Here is a 19,464-nt window from a genome sequence, read left to right on the forward strand (position 1 = left end):
TACAGCAGATATATTACCATCTCCTTTTACTTATATACTGCTTTTGCTTTTTACTCTAATACTGCCCCGGTACTTGCCGATTTAACCAGTCTAGCATATCTAGCCAGATAACCTTTATTAACTTTTAATGGAGGTTTCTCAAATTCTTCTCTTCTCTTTTTTAGCTCTTCTTCTGATAGCTCTACATTTAACTTTCTTTCAGGTATATCTATCTCAATAATGTCCCCATCACGAAGTAGACCTATCTCCCCTTCTTCCATCGCTTCTGGTGAAATATGTCCAATAGCCGCTCCCCTGGTAGCCCCCGAAAATCTACCGTCTGTAAGAAGAGCTACATCTTTATCAAGGCCCATTCCAGCTATAGCAGAGGTTGGGCTTAACATTTCTTTCATACCAGGACCACCCTTTGGTCCCTCATACCTTATTACCACAACATCTTTTTCTTTTATTTTCCCATCAAAAATTGCCTCAATCGCTTCCTCTTCAGAATCAAAAACCTTCGCGGGACCTTTATGTCTAAGCATCTCTTCTGCAACAGCAGACTCCTTAACAACTGCACCCTCAGGAGCCAAATTCCCTTTAAGAATCGCAAGCCCTCCTGTAGGCCTATGGGGAGAATCAATGGGCTTTATAACATTTTCATCTTCAATTTCTTTATCTTTTACATTTTCCCCAATTGTCTTCCCTGTTATTGTTTTGGCATTCTCATCAAGCAAATCACCCTTTATAAGCTCATTCATAAGGGAAGGTATGCCTCCTGCCTCATGAAAATCCTCCATATGATGTTCACCACTAGGACTTAACTTCGTTAAATAAGGTGTATCCCCACTTATTTCATCAAACAAATCTAACTCCAAGGATATGCCCGCTTCATTTGCAATAGCAGGAAGATGAAGCACGGTATTAGAAGAACCAGCCATTGCCATATCAACAGCTATCGCATTTTTAAAAGCAGATAGGGTCAGTACATCCAAAGGCTTAAGATCACTTTCCAAACAGTTCATCACTTGTTTCCCTGCTTCTCTTGCAAGCCTAAGCCTCTCACCGCTGTGTGCCATAGCTGTACCATTATATGATAGACCCATTCCAAGAGCTTCTGTCAAACAGTTCATACTATTAGCTGTAAAAAGCCCAGCACATGACCCACATCCAGGACAGGTCTTTTCTGCCACAGCTTCAAGTTCCTGTTCATCTATCTTGCCATTTTTGTATGCCCCTACCCTCTCTATACAATTGCTAAAATCAAGCTTTTCACCTTTAAGTTTCCCGGCTTTCATCGGACCACCACTTACCACAACGCTAGGAATATTAAGCCTTGCAGCAGCCATCAACATCGCCGGTGTGATTTTGTCACAGTTGGTAATAAGAACTAAACCGTCAAGGCCGTGTGCCATAGCCATAGATTCTATAGAATCACAGATAAGCTCCCTGCTTGCGAGGGGATAGCGCATCCCTTCATGCCCCATGGCTATGCCATCACAAATTCCAATTGCAGGAAACTCAAGGGGAGTGCCCCCATTCATCGTTACCCCTTTTTTTGCTTCCACTGCTATCTCATCAAGGTGTTTATGACCCGGAACTATTTCATTTTGAGAATTAACAATCCCTATCAAAGGACGTTCTATCTCTTCTTTACCATAACCCATACCATAAAAAAGGGCTCTTGCCGGTGCACCTTTAGGACCTTTTTTTACTACATCACTACGCCTCATAATTGTTAACCTCTCCTTTAACATAAAATATTTTATAAAAACATGACATTGATTCTAATGCAAAAATTCTATTCACAATAAGCTAAAATTTGGCAAATCACTTTAAAAAATACTCGCCATATTATTATAAATCTATATTTAGAAATACTCTTAATAAAAATAAACTCCTGCTAAAAAGTAAATCAAATTTTATTTGCAATTAAGAAACAAATTATAATATTATAAAACAAAGGGGAGGAAAGGGGATCTGTTATGAATATCAAAAAACCTGAAGTTTTTCGAGAAGATAAATACAATAAGCCCGATTACTGGCAAATCCATAAAAAAAGGGTCGAAAGCTTGACCGAAAACCTAAATGATATTTTAGAAGACAAACCTTTTACAGACACTCATATCCACCTTTATCCGCCAAAATTATTTAACGCAATTTTTAACTGGTTTGACTGGGCAGGCTGGGTAATCCCTTACAAAAAAGATACAGACAGCCTTTATAAATATTTAGAACTAGCAGGAATCAAAAGAAGTTTTTTGCTTCTGTATGCACACAAACCAGACATATCTTATTCTCTTAACAAATGGGCAAAGGATTTTTGCATAGATAAGATGCTCCTACCTTTCGGGTGTATTCATCCAGGCGACAAGGACCTAGACAGAATTCTAGGAGAAGTTCTTGATAACTGGAGCTTCCCCGGTATCAAGCTCCATCTTTTAGTACAAAAAATAAGAGCTGATGACTCTTCCCTCTCTCCTGTATACGAAGCACTAAACAAAAGGGATAAGTGCCTTATAATTCATGCAGGCACCTGCCCCTATCCTGAGAGCCATTTAAGTATTGATTATCTTTATAACGTCCTAAAAAAGTTTCCATATTTAAGAGTTCAGATAGCACATCTTGGCCTATACGAATTAGACAAATCATATTACCTGGCCAAAAACTACGAAAATGTATACTTAGACACTTCTTTCATCCTGGGTAACCCGGCATTTCCCCTGGGAAATTACATGGAAAAAATTTTAGATCTTGAAGACAAAATAGTATATGGAAGTGATTTCCCTTTAATTAAGCATGACATGGTAAAAGGAATCGAAAAAATATTAGAGCTAGAACTAGACAAAGACTTTTACCAAAAGTTATTTTCAACAAATGCCACTAAATTTTTGGGGTCCTAGATTATTTTATCCTCTTTCAAATTAGTAATCTCATCTTCACCGAAACCTAGTTCTTGTAAAACCTCTTCAGTATGTTCACCGTATTCTGGAGGCTGTCTGTGCTCTCTTTTTTCTTCCTCACTAAATTTAATAGGAGTATCTACAACTTTTACATTACCACCCCTTGGATGAGGTATGTCCTTAAGAACTTTCCTATGTTTTATCTGAGGATTATTTTCTAGTTCATCTAGGTCAAGGACAGGATCACAGCACACATCCTCATTAGCAAAGATCTCTTCCCATTCTTCTCGGGTCTTAGATAAAAATATGTTTTTTACTTCATCTTTTACTTCTTCTTCTTCAGACAGCCTTTTCGAAATCAAATCCTCTCTTTTAACCACCTTACAAAAATCTTCCCAAAATTTTGGCTCAAGGGCCGCTAGAGCCATATGTTTACCATCTTTGGTAGGGTAGACATTATAGCATGGTAGCTTACCACTAAGGGTAGCCTCTCCCCTTTTTAGGTCTTCACTTATTCCAAGCTGAGATATGAGCATTGTCGCAAAAGAAACAGCACCATCAAGCATAGATATATCTATATACTGACCTTTGCCTGTTTTTTCACGGTTATACAAAGCAGCCAAAATTCCAGGCACCGCCATCAAAGAACCTCCACCTATATCTCCTATTTGTACTGGAGGTATAACAGGGTCTTTGTCTTTTTCGCCAGTTAACCCCACAATTCCAGACAGTGAAGTAAAGTTCAAATCATGTCCTGACTTATCCCTATAAGGTCCATCCTGCCCATATCCAGATATAGAACAAAGTATTACCCCTGGGTTTTTCTCCTTAAGTGTTTCATACCCAATACCTAACTTCTCCATAATGCCAGGCCTAAATCCTTCTACCACCACATCGTATTCCTGAATTAGTTTAAAAAGTATCTCCTTGCCCTTTTCGCTTTTTAAATTTAATTTTATCGCCCTTTTATTCCTATTAAGCCCCCAAAATAACGGACTTTCTTCAAGGCCTTCAAAATGCGGCTCAAGCCACCTCATATAATCCCCAAGCCAAGGATCCTCTACCTTCAAAACATCTGCACCCATATCACCAAGCATTTGAGTAGCAAAACCTCCGGGCAAAAGCCTTGATAAATCAAGTATCTTAACATCCTTTAACAATGAATACATAAAACCATGCTTCCCCCAATCTTAATTTTAATTTTTTTATTAACATTGCTAACCATTCATTTGATATAACTATTAATCACTCTTATAGATTCTATCACAATTATCAGAATTTTTTAATAATGTTCTGTTATAGTTCATTGTTAATATTTATTGTAAACACCTGCCTGCTACCATAAATGAGCTTTTAATTTGCGAGATTTTTAGCACAAATAAGTTCCCCCGACATGTTGGTAGCAGGCAGGTGCTCTGACATCTCATTTAGAACCTTCCCATCAAAGTAAACCTAAACATGACCAAAGATGCCAGAACTATTAATAAACCAAACAGCATAAAAGACAAAGGAAAACCTATAATGCCTAATATTCCACCAAAAATAAAAGAAGAAATAGCTATAGACATATCAATAGTACTTTCGAAAAACGATAGAGCAGTAGCTCTTGTTTTGTCCTGGCTCCTATCTACAAGCCAGGCAGCAATTGCAGTTATAGCACCGCTAAAGCCAAAACCAACAAAAAAGCTGCTAAGATAAAAGACCAAAGATGACAATGGTAATATCACATATATACCGACCCCTATCCCTGCGCTGATAAGACAGGGCCATACCACTCTCGCCCTACCAAAAATATCAGACAAATAGCCGGCCGCAAGATTGGCGAATATGCCAAACACCCCAAAGAAAGTAAAGTAAATTGCAGGATTGTCCATATTCATCACCTGAGAAACATAAATCGAACTAAATGTAAATATCACACCATGAGAAAAGGCTCCAAGAGAGGTAGCAATATAGATAGGCCACAAATTTTTATCTCTTAACACTTTTATATTCTTTTCTACCTCTTCTTTTATACCAGAAGTCTTTTGTGCCTCAAAGGCTGGAGGTGTTATCATAGTTCCAAGAATAAAAGCTGCTACTCCTATGCCAAAACTAACTATGAACCAGGCATCAAAATTATAAGCATCCTTTAATTGCATAGCGATAGCAGGACCAAGAAGAAGAGCAAGAGTATTAACAAGCCTGTACATACCTAGATAACTGCCTCTTTTGTCCGGGGGAGAGATATCAGCAGTAAGAGACGTTCCTGCCGAAAAATAAGCAGCAAGGCCTACTGCCTGATACACCCTTGCCATTATCAAAGAAAACACACTATTACTAATCATAAACAGCAAAGGAGCAGTAGCAAAGGCAAATATTCCAATCAAAAGGGGAACCTTCCTCCCTCTACTATCTGCCATAGGTCCAAAATAAAACCTCAAAAGAACAGCAGCAATAAAAAAAACAGTGTTTTGTAACCCCGCATAGAATTCATTGCCACCAAGCTCTATCACATGAATAGGGGCTGTAACAAGAGTCGCAAAAAAATTAATAAATGTTAGTAGTGCAGCACCCAAAAGTAACAAAAAGTTCTTGTTTGTCATCTAGTTCATCTCCTAAATTGTTTAAATAACTGGCAAATCCAAATTTAAGTTTAACAAATTGGCTGAGAATTGACAAAAAATTTATAAAAAATGTTAAAATATAAATGTGATTCTGATGCAAAATTATATGAGCGAGTTTAGTTTATAACTTAAGTGCTAATTGGTCAGACTTTTATGTTAATCTAGCAATATTTATTTGAAAGGGGTTAAAAACAATGATATTACCTTATAAAGACAAATACCCTGAAATCAAAGATAGTTCTTTTATAGCTAGCAGTGCCATAATTACCGGTGATGTTAAAGTTGGCAAAAAAACAAGCATATGGTATGGTTGTGTAATAAGAGGAGACGTAGCGCCAACAATAATTGGTGACGGGGTAAACATACAAGATAATACTATCTTACATCAAAGCCCTGAACTGCCGGTCATAATTGAAGATGGTGTAACTGTTGGTCATAACGTGGTCCTTCATGCCTGCAAGGTCAGAAAAAACGCCTTAATAGGTATAAGCAGTACAGTATTAGATAATGCAGAAATTGGCGAAGGAGCCATGGTGGCTGCAGGAAGTGTAGTGCCACCTAGTAAAAGTATCCCACCAAAAACTCTAGTGATGGGGTCGCCTGCCAAAGTTATTCGCGAGCTAACAGAAGGTGAAATTGAGGAAATGAATAGGATTAGAAATAGTTACGAAGAGAGAGGTCAGTATTATAAAAAACTAGAAGAAGACTATTTTAATAGTGAGGAAGGTGTATAAGTATGGTTTACAGCACTCCTTTGTACAGACCACCAAGTGAAGCTTCAAGCCTAATACTCCAGATCACCCATGGATGTTCCCATAACGCGTGTACTTTTTGTGGAATGTACAAAGAAAAAAAGTTTTACATCAAAAGCCTAAAAGAAATAAAAAGCCATATCGACGAGCTTGCTAACGACCCAAGGATTATAAAAAGAATATTCTTAGCAGATGGTAATGCCCTGGCTGTAGATACAGACACCCTGGTCAAAACCCTTAACTATATTAAAGAAAAATTTCCAAACGTTGAAAGAATCTCGATTTATGCTGGACCAAAGGATGTTTTAGACAAGACCGATAAAGAGTTAAAAACTCTTGGAGAAAACGGCTTAGAGCTTTATTACCTGGGGATCGAAAGTGGAAGCGATAAAATACTAAAAATGGTTAACAAAGGGGTAACAGTCGAGGAAATGATAGAGGCAGGACAAAAAATCATGAACAATGATCTAAAACTTTCTGCAACTATTATCTTAGGTCTTGGTGGAAAAGAATTAATAAAAGAACATGCAGTAGAAACAGCCAAAGTAACAAACAAAATAAACCCTACTTATCTTGGAGCACTAACCCTGATGGTAGACCCTAGATCCTCACTACACAAAAAAATAGAAAAGGGTGAATTTCAACCATTAGATTCAGTAGAAATACTTCAAGAGTTAGAAATCCTCCTAGAAAATTTTGAACTAGAAAATACAGTTTTTAGATCTAACCACGCTTCTAACTACTTACCCCTTAAGGGCACATTAAATAAAGACCGGGACAAACTTTTAGATATGATTAGATCAGCACTAAAAAATCCTAAAAAAGCAGGACTAAGACCAGATCATTTAAGAGGCTTATAAGCCTGCATAGCTTATAGGGTCAATATTATAATTGTTCATAAAAGCCCTTTCGGGGCTTTTGTTATTTTTCTGTATTAATATAATTTATGTTTATATTAATTTTTATTATATCAGGTCTTTATACATTTTTATTTATATTTTTATATATTGACATTATTACCTATCATAATTGGGACCATTAATAACAATTTTCGAGGAAAATTAAAAAAATTCGATATTTTAGGTCGATTTTCTCATTTCATATTATCTTCCATGAAGATTAGTAAGTAATTTATCAGAAAATCATTACTTTTATACTATTACTTGTTGTTTTTTTATGGTTTAAAATAAGGCATAAAACATGTTTCGAAAATTTTTTTATTATTTCTACTAAAATCTAGACTTCAGGAGGGAAACTGCTAATGAAATCAATGTTAAACAGTTTAAAAGGAAAACTAATAATGTTATTCCTTTTAGTTGGCTTAATACCTATTTTGGCTGTAGGTATTATTTCTTTTATTTCCGCAGAAGATAATTTAAGGGAAGAAGTATCAAATTCTATGGAGATGTATTCAGAGATTTCAAATGAACAATTAAGTGAATTTTTCGAAGAAAGAGAAGGAGATGTAATAACTTTTTCCCAGGTTGAAGATGTAAGGACAAGCCTGGAAACCTTAAGAGATGCAGATTGGGATACTAATGATGAAGAGTGGCAGGAAAGAATAGATGTCCTACATAACATTAGTCATACTATAGAAGATGAATTTGGTTATTCTTTTATATTTTTCACAGATCCTGAAGGAGAGATTGTCTATGGTACCATCGAGGATACCATAGGTGAAGATATTTCCATGAGAGATTACATCCAGACCTCTCTTGAAGGTGAAGTTAATTGGGACGAGTTCTTTTACTCCGAAATCATCGACCAAAATGCTCTTGTCGTATCAGGGCCTGTACACGGCCTGGATGGTGAAATAATAGGTACTATTAATTTGATGTTTGGTGATGAACACATTAATCAGACAATTCATGAAGGAATAGACATTATTGGCGATACTGCAAACGCTTACCTTATCAATGAAGAAGGATTATTGCAAACGAATACATTAAGAGGCGAATATCAAGAAGATGCAGTTCTTCAAGAGTATGTAGAAAGCAGCGGTATAGAAGTACTAAAAGATGTTTTGGCACAAGATCTTGAAGAGGAAGAGCTTTTTCAATTCAGTGAACAGATGGAATACGAGGACTATATGGGAAATTCAGTCCTTGGACAGTTAGGTATTACAGTACTTGGAGATACCCCTGTCGGTTATGTTATAGAGGTAGAGCAAGATGAAGCTTTTGCCGGAGCAGCAGAACTACAGAATTATCTATTAATTGTTGGCTTTATAGTAGCTGCAATAGTTGCTATTACCGGTTATATGATCGGGGGTAAATTTTCAAACCCAATTATTCAAGCTGCAGAGCATGCAGAAAAAATAGCATCAGGCAATCTTCAAGATGACATCTCAAAAGAGCATCTTAAGAGAAAAGATGAAATAGGACAGATGGCTAATTCTCTAAATAATATTTCCAATGCCTTTAAAGATCTAATTGGCAAAATAAAAGAATCTGCAGAAAAGGCAACGGCTTCTGCAAATGAAATAAATATCGCATTAGATGAATCAAATAAAGGAATGGAAGAAGTAAGCCAGGGTATTGAACAGGTATCCGAAGGAGCAGGCGAAAATTCTAACTCTCTTTCTGAGACCAAAAAAGCTATCGAAGATATCTCAAATTCGGCCCAAAACATGGCAAGTTCAGCAGAAAAAGCTGCCGATAACAGTTCAAGTACAAGCGAAAATGCTGAAAATATTAATAAAATGATGGACAAGTCTTTAGAAAAACTTGATGAAGTTGGAAAAGGCAGAGATAAAGTCAGGGAAAGTTATCAAGAGGCTGAAAACGCTGTTTCTAATATAACAGAGTTTGTAAACACAATAACAGAAATCTCCGAGCAGACTAACCTTCTTGCCCTTAATGCTACAATTGAAGCAGCAAGAGCTGGAGAACATGGAAAAGGTTTTGCAGTAGTAGCTGACGAGGTCAGAAAATTAGCCGAACAATCATCGAAATCTGCCGAAGAAGTTAAGTCAGTTGTAGATGAAGTAAAAAACAAAACTTCAGATGCTTTTAAAGCAGTCGAAGAAACTGAAAAGCCCATCTCTGAAACTTTAGAAACCATTAACAATGTTAAAGAACGGGTAGATGAAATAACAACTCAAATAAAGGGTATAGATAGTGAAATTCAAAATATTGCTGCAGGAGCAGAAGAACAATCTGCATCAAGTGAAGAAGTAGAAGCTTCAGTTGACGAAGTACTAAACACCGTAGAAAGCACATCACAAAACGCCGAAAAAATAAGCGCATCTACCCAAGAACAAACTGCAAGCTTAGAAGAGATAAGCGCAAGTATGCAAGAACAGCAAGAGGTTATAGAAGGTCTCTTAGAACAAATCAAATTCTTCAAAACATAACGAATACGAATAATAATTAAAAGTAAAAAAGCTAAAAGTCGCCAGGGAGCAAAGATGACTGTGTACTGAATTGCTCCCTGGCGACTTTTTTAAACTTACCTTTTTTTATTAACTGATTTTATCTAAATCTAACCTACACTTTTATCACTGTCTTCCCAGTATTTTCTTCTAAGTTCAAATTTTTGCACCTTACCAGTAGCTGTTGTTGGTAAAGCATCAACATATTCTACGCTTGTTGGACATTTATAGCCTGCTATTTTTTCCTTGCAATATTTAATTATCTCCTCTTCAGCAGGCTTTTCATCTCCTTTTGGAACAATAATAGCTTTTGGTGTTTCTCCCCATTTTTCTGAGGGCACTCCTATAACTGCACACTGAGCTACTGCTGGATGTTTGTAAAGCAAATTCTCTACCTCAACAGAGGAGATATTTTCCCCACCTGAGATGATAATATCTTTATCACGGTCTTTTATCTCACACATTCCATTTTCGTCAATTGTAGCCAAATCTCCTGTATGGAAATAACCTGGCCTTTTGGCGTTAAAGGCTTCCTCAGTAGCTTCAGGTTTGTTCCAGTACCCTTTCATAACCTGATTACCTCTGATAACTATCTCTCCTATCTCTTGACCGTTAGGTTCAACATCATTACCTACATTGTCAACAACTCTCACATCAGTTCCAAGAGCTTCAAAACCCTGCATCTTTTTCAACTCATACTTGTTTTCTTCAGTGGTAAATCTAAAGCTATGACTAGTTGTAATAAATGGAGCCACCTCTGTCAGCCCGTAAAGCTGTCTAATCTCCCAACCAAATTCATTTTCTATAGTTTCCATAGTAGTTTGCGGTGGTGGACTTCCTGCTGTAGTTAGCCTTACATGGCTATCTCCTTTAGTAGTTATATTAGGATTATCATTATAATGGGCGATAAGCATATTAAGTACAGTAGGCGCTGCACATAGATAAGAGACATTATATTTATTAATCCGGTTAAATACTTCAGCTGGATCAACTTTTTTCAGACAAACATGCACACCTCCATTACCTGTAATTGAATAAATATGTCCCCAGCCATTAACATGGAACATCGGAAGGGTCCAGAGATAGACATCGCCATCATTGATCTGAAAATGTGTACTCAAAATTAACGCATGCCAGTGCTCTGTCCTGTAAGTCCTCATAACTCCCTTAGGGTCACCTGTTGTACCACTTGTATAATTAATTGTGCAGACATCGTCTTCATCATAATCGGGACGCTCGGGCTGCTCAGGGCTTGAGCTTTCTAATAATTCTTCATAATCTTCCCAGTCTCCTTTGGCATCCTTAGCATCATAAGCAACATAATACTCTGCAGGAAGCTCAGCTCTAATTTCTTCAATCCTATCAGTTAGCTCTGAGTCACAAATTATTACTCTAGCACCACAATCCTTCAAAATATAGTCATACTCAGAAGGCTTAAGCCTGTAATTAAGGGGTACATTAATAATTCCTAGTTGATTAGTGGCATAAAAAGTCTCTAAAAGCCAGTGAGTATTAAATGATAATATCGCTACCCTATCACCATATTTGAGGCCCCACTTCTTGAATAAATTAGAGAGCCTGTTAACACGTTCATTAAACTCATTATAAGTAAACTCCGTTCCATCATCTGCTATTACACCCAGATGATCCCCATAAATATCTACTGCCCTATCCAAAAACTCTACTGTTGTCATTGGTACTTTCAAAAAAACCATCCCCCTTTTTAATAAATCTTTAAGTTTTAACATTAAATCAAATTACAAATCAAATTTAGCTTAAATGAAAACTAATAAAACCAGTCCAAAATTATAGGTTGCATATACTAAAGGTTATTAATGTTAATCAGGCGTAATAGTATTAATATAGCGAAACTTTAAAATATTCAGAATTTTAATCTCGTTAATATTATACAAGGACAGTTAAATAAATTCAAGTATATGTCATAAAAACTATTATTAAACCAAAAAAATAAACTAAAAAAACTCTTGTCTTTTTTGCGAATATTCTGTAAAATATAAAGCAGCTATTCTAATACATCATTCTAAAAATAATCTTCTATTCTATAACGGTGCCCTGAAAACAAAATACTTCTACAAATGATTATTGTAACATTGTAGCAACTACTACCGTAAATATCTCATCAGTCACCCATCTGGCACCATACAAATTTTACAAAAAATAAAGAAGGAATTTATTAAGTATAAGCGAATATTATTTATATTAGAGTGAATTTTCTAAATATTTAGCATATTTCAAGGAAGGGTGAGATTATGAAAAAATTTTTCATATCAGTATTAGCTTTAGGATTACTAGCAGGCTTTATGCTTCCGATTGGTGGGACTCATGATTACAATACTCCCCCCGACGAGGTAGTTAACAATTACTGGGAACTACATCAACTAGGAGAAATTGAAGAAGCCAACAAATTATTGGCTGAAGATGATATTAAATTAATTAATGAGAAAGATAATAGTAAAATAAAAATAAGAATTAATAACCAAACAGAAAATATTGGGGATTTTGAGAAAATTCTTTTAGAAAACCTTGAAATTGAAGCTACCAATTATGAAGAAATCGAAAACAGAAAAAGGTATGCTCTTTTTGGTACAAAGGGTGCACTAGCAGATGTAAAAGTCACAAAGCCTAACTTCGAAGAAGTTTTCGATAAATTCATCTCGGAAGGACAAGAAGAGCTAATATCAATCAAAAATAATGGTGCTAGTAACAAAGAAATAAAACAAAAAGCAGAAGAAATTTTAGAAAACCTATTAGAAGAATCTCCTAAAGTCACACATCAAGAACAGGTTATACTTCGTTTAGTTGAAATCCGTTCTTCAGGAAGAATGGAAGGATGGCAAGTAGCTGATTGGAACTTTGAAGCTATAAACGCTAGAATTGATTCAATAAATAAAAAAATGGATAATGAGTTTAGTTTATAATTACTCACAGATTTATAATTACTAAGGAGGAGATCACCAGATGACTTCGGCTTATCAATTAAGAGAAGCTGCGTTTGTCACAGAAAATGTTAAAGCAGAATTAAGAGAAAGAAAATATTACTTTAAATTAGGACACTATATTGCAGCAATAACAGGCATTATTTTTGGTGTCAGCAGTTATTTTGCTACAAATGAATTATTGTCACCAGATTTAGGTACAAATTTATTTGCTTTCGCGGCTTTAGTAGTAGCATTTTATTTTGTCGCTAAGTTTTCTCAAATAATTCTTGGATTTGTACTGTGGGTTGTAGCCAAAATGTTTCATTATAAAATTCCTATTGCTCAAATTGTAAGATCTATAAACTTTGCTTTCTTACCATTATGGTTAGCGGCACCTATCGTACCATTTATTACTGTAGCACCAAACCCTATAACAGGGCCTGTATTATATATTATCAATATATTTTTAGTTATTATTATGATATGGTTTATTAGATCATTGATACATGTGATGGATGCAATCTTGTCAACTAATATTCACCAGGCAATAGTTATAACTGGAGTTAGCTGTTCTTTAATTCTTACTTTTATATTGGTTTTCACATAATTCACTCAAATAAAATTTTAAGGTTTTCAAAGAAGGAATTAGGCATAAATTATAGAATAGATGAAGTTAAGTTTTTACAATTTTCAGAATTTTTAGTTAATGATAGCCAGCAAGCGAGTAAATTTTCTTAGAACCTCAAGTAAAGTAAAACTATAAACAAATAAAATTCTTGAAAGGAGGGGTTGACCTTCTAGTTATATAAAAATCATCCGTGTTAGTTAGATTGTTAAATGGTGTTAAACGGCGGTTGTTAAATTATTTAAAGAGACGTGCTATGAATAGTCAAGTATAAATTTTTCAAAGATTTTTCAAAGATCACTGTTGTTCTTTGACAACCACATAAGGATTTTGGCTAAGAATTATTATCTGGAGACCACTTGTAGTTACTTTGATAAGGGCGATTGTTTTTCCACAAAGAGAAAATCATATGTACTAATTTTCGAGCCACAGCACCAGTTGCAACATTAGAATGCTTACCTTCTTGTTTCTTTTTTTCATAGAACTCTTTAAGTTCAGGATTAAACCGCCTAGCTGATACAGCTGCCATCCACAAGCTATGCCTTAAAACAGGGGACCCTCTTTTGGACATTTTGTTTTTAGAACCTTCAAACTCTCCAGAAGCGTACACACTAGCATCAATACCAGCAAAAGCTACAAGGGCTTTGGCATTTTTGAATCTGTGGATATCCCCAACTTCACCAATTATGGCAGCAGCAAGGGTAGGTCCAATACCAGGCACAGTTTCTAACACATGGCGATACTCAGTATCTTCAGAAGGACGCATCTCTTCCATGACCTGATCTATGGCTTCTTCAATAGTGTTTATCTGGTCTTCAACAAACTCAATTTGCTCCATAAGAAGCCTAAGCTCTAAAGCATAAGCATCAGCGGCCAGATTTATCCCAAAGGTTCCCTTGGCTAGATCTTTAACCTGCTGGGCTTTATCACTGCCAAACCTTCCCCTTGAATGTTTCTTTAAGAACTCTGTTAACTCTGAAAGATCCACATCAGCTAGTTCTTCAGGGGAAGAAAATTCTTGTAAAAGCTTTTTAGAACTGTTGATAAACACACCAGAAAAACACTCAGGGTATTCTGGGAAAACTCTGTCTAAGATAGCTAGTACCTTGTTTTTCAAATCGCCAACACTTCTAACAAGATCAAAGCGGTGTCTGGATAGAGTTTGAAGTTTCATAACAGTTTCAGATGCAAGCTCAGACTGCGGCAGTCGCCCGAAACGGACCATATCAGCTAAGATAAAAGCATCTTTTAGATCTGTTTTGGTCTTTCTGATATAGAAGTTTCTGATGGCATGAGATTGGATAGGATTAATCACATGAACCTCATAACCCAATTCTGTTAAATGATAGTAAAGAGAAAGCCAGTAGTGGCCTGTAGCTTCAAGGCAAAATTTGCAGTTGTCAGTTGTAATTCCTAAGCGTTCAAAGTTACTAAGAAGTTTATCTACACCCTTTTTTCTATTATGAATATTAATACTAAGAACTGAATTACCTTCAGCATCAATGATGCAAACTTCATGCTTATGTTTTGCAATATCAATACCGCCAAAAAACATTACAAAGATACCTCTCTTTAACAAAATATTGACAGGGCCAGTCCCCAGCACCTCACAAGTCCCAACCTTGCTCGTTACTCGAGGCATACAGCAAGCTATATCCACAACGTGCTCATTCGAGAAATCTTATGAGGGCGGGGCTCCACTCTCTATACCAGGACAGCTTAACTTCCCATGGAGGTGATCGAAGCCCCTGCCTCATTAGAGATATTAGCTACTTAAGGCCAAAATCCCTATGTGGTTGTCAAAGATCAGTGAATTCTTTTGACTATCAATAGCATGTCGGGAACTAACTATATTGTACAAGGAGGCTAAAAAATGGCTGATGAAGAAAAAAAGAATGAATCTTATGACGATACTGATGTGTATTTTGAACATGAAGTTAACTTGTTAAGCCCCAAGACCCCCTTTATGAAAGATTTCTTAAAACTCAGTTTACCTTTAGTAATTATCTATGTATTTGTCCTCATAGCAGGACCTGCAGTAATTTTTTTAACTGCGGAAACGGCTGATGGGATGGGACCTTTAACAGAAGCTACAATTCTAAGCTTTCCTGTTCACTGGTTTATAGTTGCCTTTATCTGTCCTGGCGTTCCATTTATACTCTCTATTATTTTTGCAATACAGCAGGATAAATTATTTGAAAAATACGCTGATAGTGAGTCTGAAAGCGCATAAAGGGCACGATCATGATTAAGATAAAAAAATTATTTTTTAATTATAAGAGTTTGATTTTATTAAAAGGAGGCGAACTTATTAATGGATGTTGCTGGTTTAGATATTAGTTTTAAGTTAGGTGCAACCATATTAACAATAGCAATGCTTGTAATTTTCCTTGCTGTAGGTCTAACACAAAAGGTTAGTTCTACAGAAGGTTACTGGGCTGCTGGACGTTCAATCGGCCCATTAGAAAACGGTATGGCAGTGGCTGCTAACTGGATGAGCGCTGCCAGTTACCTTGGAGTTGCTGGTACCTTTAGTGTTTTAGGTTTTTTTGCTTTTGCTTATATAATTGGATGGAGTACAGGGTATTTTATCCTGTTAGTCTTTATGGCAAGTCAGATTAGAAAATACGGAAAATATACCGCACCAGACTTTATCGGAGACCGGTATTATTCAGATGTTGCAAGAGCCATTGCAGCAGTCACTACAGTTTTTATCGCTATAACATATGCTATCGCGCAGTATTCAGGAATCGGTCTAATGTTTGGTTACATCCTTGGGGCACCTTACGAAACTGCAGTAATAATAGGAACAATAGTAGTTATCGCATACATTTTGATCAGTGGTATGCTTGGAGCTACCAGGAACATGGTTGTTCAGTACGTAATTTTGATCATAGCATTTTTAATACCTCTAGTAATCCTTGGCTATGAATATGGTTTGCCACTATTCTTTATACCATGGATAGGTTATGGCCCACAGGTGCAGGCAGTTATGTCAGAAGTTAGTACAGATTTTGTAGCACCTTTTGCTCATATGAGTGCTTATCACTTTTACGCTCTTATGATTACATTAATTTTTGGAACAAATGGTCTTCCTCACGTTCTTCAACGTTTTTACGTGGTTAGAGACGAAAGTATTTCCCGTTGGTCAGCAGTTTGGGGATCCCTTTTTATATTACTGCTTTATCTAGGGACTCCAGCTTACTCTACTTTTGCGATTTTTCAATATTTCGGAATGACAGGAGAATTTCCTCTAGCTGGTGAGTGGGCAGACGCAACGGTTGTTCTTGCAGCCCAGTATAGTGAAATCGTTCCAGGAATAATCGTTGGCCTTTCAGCAGCCGGTGGTGTTGCAGCAGCTTTTGCTACTACTGCAGGTCTATTCATGGCAGGTTCAGCCGGTATATCTAACGACCTTTATACAAGAATTTTCAAACCAAACGCTACCCAAAAGGAACAGGTTCTTGTTGCTCGTGTTGCCACAGTAGTAATGGGTATTATCGTTACCTTATTTGCTCTTGATCCTCCGGCAATGATTGCTGACTTGGTTGGTATGGCCTTTGCAATTGCTGCAGCTGTTATATTCCCAGTGTTCTTTATGGGTATCTGGTGGGAAAAAACCACCAAAGAAGCTGCTATTACCTCTATGGTCTTTGGTTTAATAGTAAACGTGGTAACTTTTGCCGGTATGGGCCATCCATGGTTTGACCAGTGGTTACCGGCCACTTCTTCGGGACTATACAGTGTGCCAATATGCTTTATAATTATTGTAGTTGTATCTAAGATGACTCCAAAACCACCTGAAAGAATTATTCAGTTAATCAGATATGTGAATAGTCCAGTTCCAGGACATAAAGCGGGTTTTGCTGCTTCAGCTAACGAAAATCTAAATGAAGAAACAACTCCTGAGCCAGAAACTAACGAAACTAAAAAAGAGTCAGATGAACCTGGACCATCAGCTTCTGGGCCAAATTTTGCACCAAATCCTACAAAATAAATTTAATTAAATAGCAGGAATATTATTAAATATATAGAATATATGATAATAAGATTTCAGAAAATTCATTACAGTTAAAATCTTAAAAAAATTATCAAGGTAAAGAAGCGGGGTATTTCACCCTGCCTTCTTTGCCCCAGTTTCTTTTTTACTAGTTAACTTTCTAGCTAGTAATCAAAAATTTAAACCGGACCTAATTCCCTGGTTTAAAAATGTTTTCCTAAACATAATTTAGGGTACAAGGAGGGAAAATTTTTATGTGCGCAGAATTTAAAGAGTTCTCAGAGAAGGACAAAATTAATCCACCTAAGGAATTTGTAGAAAAGGCTAACCTTAAATCTTACGACGAATACAAAAAAATGTACGAAGACTCCGTTAAAAACAGGGAAGATTTTTGGGCTAGAATGGCAGAAGAAAAAGTCGACTGGTTCAAAAAATGGGACAAAGTAAATGAAGAAGATCTATCCAAAGGAGAAATCAACTGGTTTGTAAACGGAAAACTAAATGTATCATATAACTGCCTGGACAGACATCTTAAAACCCACAGAAGAAACAAAGCAGCAATAATATGGGAAGGTGATGAAGGCGAAAGTAAAACTTACACATACCAGCAGCTACACCAAGAAGTATGTAAATTTGCTAATGTTTTAAAAGCACAAGGTGTCAAAAAAGGCGATCGGGTGGCAATCTATCTACCAATGGTACCTGAGCTTCCTGTTGCGATGTTAGCATGCGCTAGAATCGGTGCAATTCACAGCATTATCTTTGCTGGTTTTAGCCCCGATTCTATTAAAGACAGGGTATTGGACTGCGAAGCAAAAGTTATCATTACTTCAGATGAAAGTGTAAGAGGCGGAAAAATCGTACCTTTAAAAGACAATGTTGATAAAGCTGCTGAAAACCTAGATGTTGTAGAAAAGATCATTGTCCTTGAGCGTACAAGCGGCGATATAAATATGAAAGAAGGACGAGATGTCTGGTGGCATGAAGAGATGAAAAAAGCAGACGATAAATGTGAACCAGAAGAAATGGACGCAGAAGATCCTTTATTTATCCTTTACACTTCAGGTAGTACCGGCAAACCAAAAGGAGTACTTCACACTACCGGGGGATATTTACTTTATACTCAAATGACCACTGAATATATCTTTGATATAAAAGATGACGATGTATACTGGTGTACGGCAGATATTGGCTGGATAACAGGCCATAGTTATATTGTCTACGGACCCCTTGCAAGCGGTGCTACAACTTTAGTTTTTGAAGGTGTCCCCACCTATCCTGAACCTGATAGATTTTGGCAAGTTGTTGAAAAATACAAAGTAAACATTTTCTATACTGCACCAACTGCACTTAGAGCTTTAAAGAAAGCAGGAGATGAGTGGATAGAAAATAGAGATTTAAGCAGCCTAAGGCTACTTGGAACTGTAGGAGAACCTATCAACCCTGAAGTGTGGAGTTGGTATCATTATGTGATTGGCCAAGAAAAATGCCCAATCGTTGATACATGGTGGCAGACAGAAACTGGAGGAATCTTAATCTCTCCAATACCTGGAGCCATACCAACTAAACCAGGTTATGCTACTGTTCCGTTTTTCGGAGTCGAGCCTCTAATTTTAAAAGATGAAAATAACGAATGCGACACTAACGAAACCGGATTCCTAGTAATTAATAAATCCTGGCCGTCAATGTTAAGAGGAGTTTATGGAGATCACGAAAGATTTATGAACACATATCTTAAAGCTTTTCCTGGATATTATATGACTGGTGATGGTGCATTTGTAGACGAAGATGGTTATGTCCGCTTAACCGGCAGAATCGACGACGTTATAAACGTATCAGGCCATCGCATGGGTACTGCAGAAGTAGAAAGTGCCCTGGTCGAGCACGATGCAGTGGTTGAGGCAGCAGTAGTAGGAGTTCCGCACGATGTCAAAGGTGAAGGAATTTACGCATATTGTATCCTTTCTGAAGGATATGACAAGTCAGGAGATCTTAAGAAAGATCTAATAAACCATGTAAGAGACTCCATCGGACCAATCGCTAAACCTGAAGATATACACTTTGTTGATGGACTGCCAAAGACAAGAAGTGGTAAGATAATGAGAAGAATTTTGAGAAAAGTTGCTGAAGGTGAAACGGATAAGTCAAAGCTTGGAGATACCACTACACTAGCCGAACCTGAGGTAGTAGATCACATTATCGACACAAAGGGCAAATTCTAATTTTATAACAGTTTTATCTATCATTTATTTAGTAAAGCATAAGTATTTAATAAATAAAGTATAGC

14 protein-coding genes are annotated in these 19,464 nt (G+C 36.6%); 9 read left to right on the plus strand and 5 right to left on the minus strand.

The genetic code is table 11. The annotated features are described in order from the left end of the window. Nucleotides 1-50: 50 nt before the first annotated feature. Nucleotides 51-1,712, minus strand: coding sequence for a dihydroxy-acid dehydratase (gene ilvD, locus ACONDI_RS11000; protein WP_241078595.1), 1,662 nt, complete (start codon nt 1,710-1,712; stop codon nt 51-53). Nucleotides 1,713-1,964: 252 nt separating this feature from the next. On the opposite strand from ilvD, the gene ACONDI_RS11005 reads away from it, so the two are divergent. Beyond that, nucleotides 1,965-2,882 carry an amidohydrolase family protein gene (locus ACONDI_RS11005; RefSeq protein WP_241078596.1) on the plus strand — a complete coding sequence of 306 codons (918 nt, stop codon included), beginning with the start codon at nt 1,965-1,967 and terminating at the stop codon, nt 2,880-2,882. Here the strand turns inward: ACONDI_RS11005 and ACONDI_RS11010 are convergent. Both ACONDI_RS11010 and ACONDI_RS11015 read right to left on the minus strand, forming a co-directional pair. After that, nucleotides 2,879-4,051, minus strand: coding sequence for a CaiB/BaiF CoA transferase family protein (locus ACONDI_RS11010; RefSeq protein WP_241078597.1), 1,173 nt, complete (start codon nt 4,049-4,051; stop codon nt 2,879-2,881). The two genes, ACONDI_RS11005 and ACONDI_RS11010, sit on opposite strands and share 4 nt — an antisense overlap. A 258-nt stretch (nt 4,052-4,309) precedes the next feature. After that, nucleotides 4,310-5,467 carry an MFS transporter gene (locus tag ACONDI_RS11015; RefSeq protein ID WP_241078598.1) on the minus strand — a complete coding sequence of 386 codons (1,158 nt, stop codon included), beginning with the start codon at nt 5,465-5,467 and terminating at the stop codon, nt 4,310-4,312. A 215-nt stretch (nt 5,468-5,682) separates the two neighbouring features. On the opposite strand from ACONDI_RS11015, the gene ACONDI_RS11020 reads away from it, so the two are divergent. The 3 genes from ACONDI_RS11020 (at nt 5,683) to ACONDI_RS11030 (ending at nt 9,595) form a co-directional block, all read left to right on the plus strand. Next, nucleotides 5,683-6,222, plus strand: a complete 540-nt coding sequence (locus tag ACONDI_RS11020; RefSeq protein ID WP_241078599.1) for a gamma carbonic anhydrase — start codon at nt 5,683-5,685, stop codon at nt 6,220-6,222. Nucleotides 6,223-6,224: 2 nt separating this feature from the next. Then, nucleotides 6,225-7,100: a radical SAM protein gene (locus tag ACONDI_RS11025; RefSeq protein ID WP_241078600.1), complete on the plus strand. Its 876-nt coding sequence runs from the start codon at nt 6,225-6,227 to the stop codon at nt 7,098-7,100. Between the two features lie 401 nt (nt 7,101-7,501). After that, on the plus strand, nt 7,502-9,595 hold the full coding sequence (locus ACONDI_RS11030) for a methyl-accepting chemotaxis protein (RefSeq protein WP_241078601.1): 2,094 nt from the start codon (nt 7,502-7,504) through the stop codon (nt 9,593-9,595). Nucleotides 9,596-9,723: 128 nt separating this feature from the next. On the opposite strand, the gene ACONDI_RS11035 is transcribed toward ACONDI_RS11030, so the two are convergent. Next, entirely contained in the window at nt 9,724-11,319 is a 1,596-nt protein-coding gene (locus tag ACONDI_RS11035; RefSeq protein ID WP_241078602.1) for a long-chain-fatty-acid--CoA ligase, read from the minus strand. A 564-nt stretch (nt 11,320-11,883) separates the two neighbouring features. Between ACONDI_RS11035 and ACONDI_RS11040 the strand changes: the two genes are divergently transcribed. Further along, the gene (locus ACONDI_RS11040; RefSeq protein ID WP_241078603.1) at nt 11,884-12,552 is read left to right on the plus strand and encodes a hypothetical protein; all 669 of its coding nucleotides are present in this window, start codon (nt 11,884-11,886) and stop codon (nt 12,550-12,552) included. Between the two features lie 40 nt (nt 12,553-12,592). Continuing rightward, nucleotides 12,593-13,159, plus strand: a complete 567-nt coding sequence (locus ACONDI_RS11045; RefSeq protein ID WP_241078604.1) for a YIP1 family protein — start codon at nt 12,593-12,595, stop codon at nt 13,157-13,159. A 352-nt stretch (nt 13,160-13,511) separates the two neighbouring features. Here ACONDI_RS11045 and ACONDI_RS11050 read toward each other — a convergent pair whose 3' ends face one another. Next, on the minus strand, nt 13,512-14,732 hold the full coding sequence (locus ACONDI_RS11050; protein ID WP_241078222.1) for an IS110 family RNA-guided transposase: 1,221 nt from the start codon (nt 14,730-14,732) through the stop codon (nt 13,512-13,514). Nucleotides 14,733-15,050: 318 nt separating this feature from the next. Here ACONDI_RS11050 and ACONDI_RS11055 point away from each other — a divergent pair, with 318 nt between their 5' ends. The 3 genes from ACONDI_RS11055 to acs all read left to right on the plus strand — a co-directional run bounded on the left by ACONDI_RS11055 (nt 15,051) and on the right by acs (nt 19,399). Next, complete coding sequence (locus ACONDI_RS11055) at nt 15,051-15,410, plus strand: DUF4212 domain-containing protein (RefSeq protein WP_241078605.1); 360 nt, start codon at nt 15,051-15,053, stop codon at nt 15,408-15,410. Nucleotides 15,411-15,491: 81 nt separating this feature from the next. Further along, on the plus strand, nt 15,492-17,174 hold the full coding sequence (locus ACONDI_RS11060; protein ID WP_241078606.1) for a sodium:solute symporter family transporter: 1,683 nt from the start codon (nt 15,492-15,494) through the stop codon (nt 17,172-17,174). A gap of 257 nt (nt 17,175-17,431) precedes the next feature. Beyond that, a complete protein-coding gene (gene acs, locus ACONDI_RS11065) occupies nt 17,432-19,399 on the plus strand; it encodes an acetate--CoA ligase (protein WP_241078607.1) in 1,968 nt (655 codons plus the stop codon). The last annotated feature ends 65 nt before the right edge of the window (nt 19,400-19,464 follow it).

The organism is Natranaerofaba carboxydovora (assembly GCF_022539405.1).
Taxonomy (GTDB): Bacteria; Bacillota; Natranaerobiia; order Natranaerobiales; family Natranaerofabaceae; genus Natranaerofaba; species Natranaerofaba carboxydovora.

Coding starts and splice junctions, on each gene's coding strand:
- ilvD (WP_241078595.1), bottom strand. CDS start 1,712: ATGAGGCGTAGTGATGTAGTAAAAAAAGGTCCTAAAGGTGCACCGGCA.
- ACONDI_RS11005 (WP_241078596.1), top strand. CDS start 1,965: ATGAATATCAAAAAACCTGAAGTTTTTCGAGAAGATAAATACAATAAG.
- ACONDI_RS11010 (WP_241078597.1), bottom strand. CDS start 4,051: ATGTATTCATTGTTAAAGGATGTTAAGATACTTGATTTATCAAGGCTT.
- ACONDI_RS11015 (WP_241078598.1), bottom strand. CDS start 5,467: ATGACAAACAAGAACTTTTTGTTACTTTTGGGTGCTGCACTACTAACA.
- ACONDI_RS11020 (WP_241078599.1), top strand. CDS start 5,683: ATGATATTACCTTATAAAGACAAATACCCTGAAATCAAAGATAGTTCT.
- ACONDI_RS11025 (WP_241078600.1), top strand. CDS start 6,225: ATGGTTTACAGCACTCCTTTGTACAGACCACCAAGTGAAGCTTCAAGC.
- ACONDI_RS11030 (WP_241078601.1), top strand. CDS start 7,502: ATGAAATCAATGTTAAACAGTTTAAAAGGAAAACTAATAATGTTATTC.
- ACONDI_RS11040 (WP_241078603.1), top strand. CDS start 11,884: ATGAAAAAATTTTTCATATCAGTATTAGCTTTAGGATTACTAGCAGGC.
- ACONDI_RS11045 (WP_241078604.1), top strand. CDS start 12,593: ATGACTTCGGCTTATCAATTAAGAGAAGCTGCGTTTGTCACAGAAAAT.
- ACONDI_RS11050 (WP_241078222.1), bottom strand. CDS start 14,732: ATGTTTTTTGGCGGTATTGATATTGCAAAACATAAGCATGAAGTTTGC.
- ACONDI_RS11055 (WP_241078605.1), top strand. CDS start 15,051: ATGGCTGATGAAGAAAAAAAGAATGAATCTTATGACGATACTGATGTG.
- ACONDI_RS11060 (WP_241078606.1), top strand. CDS start 15,492: ATGGATGTTGCTGGTTTAGATATTAGTTTTAAGTTAGGTGCAACCATA.
- acs (WP_241078607.1), top strand. CDS start 17,432: ATGTGCGCAGAATTTAAAGAGTTCTCAGAGAAGGACAAAATTAATCCA.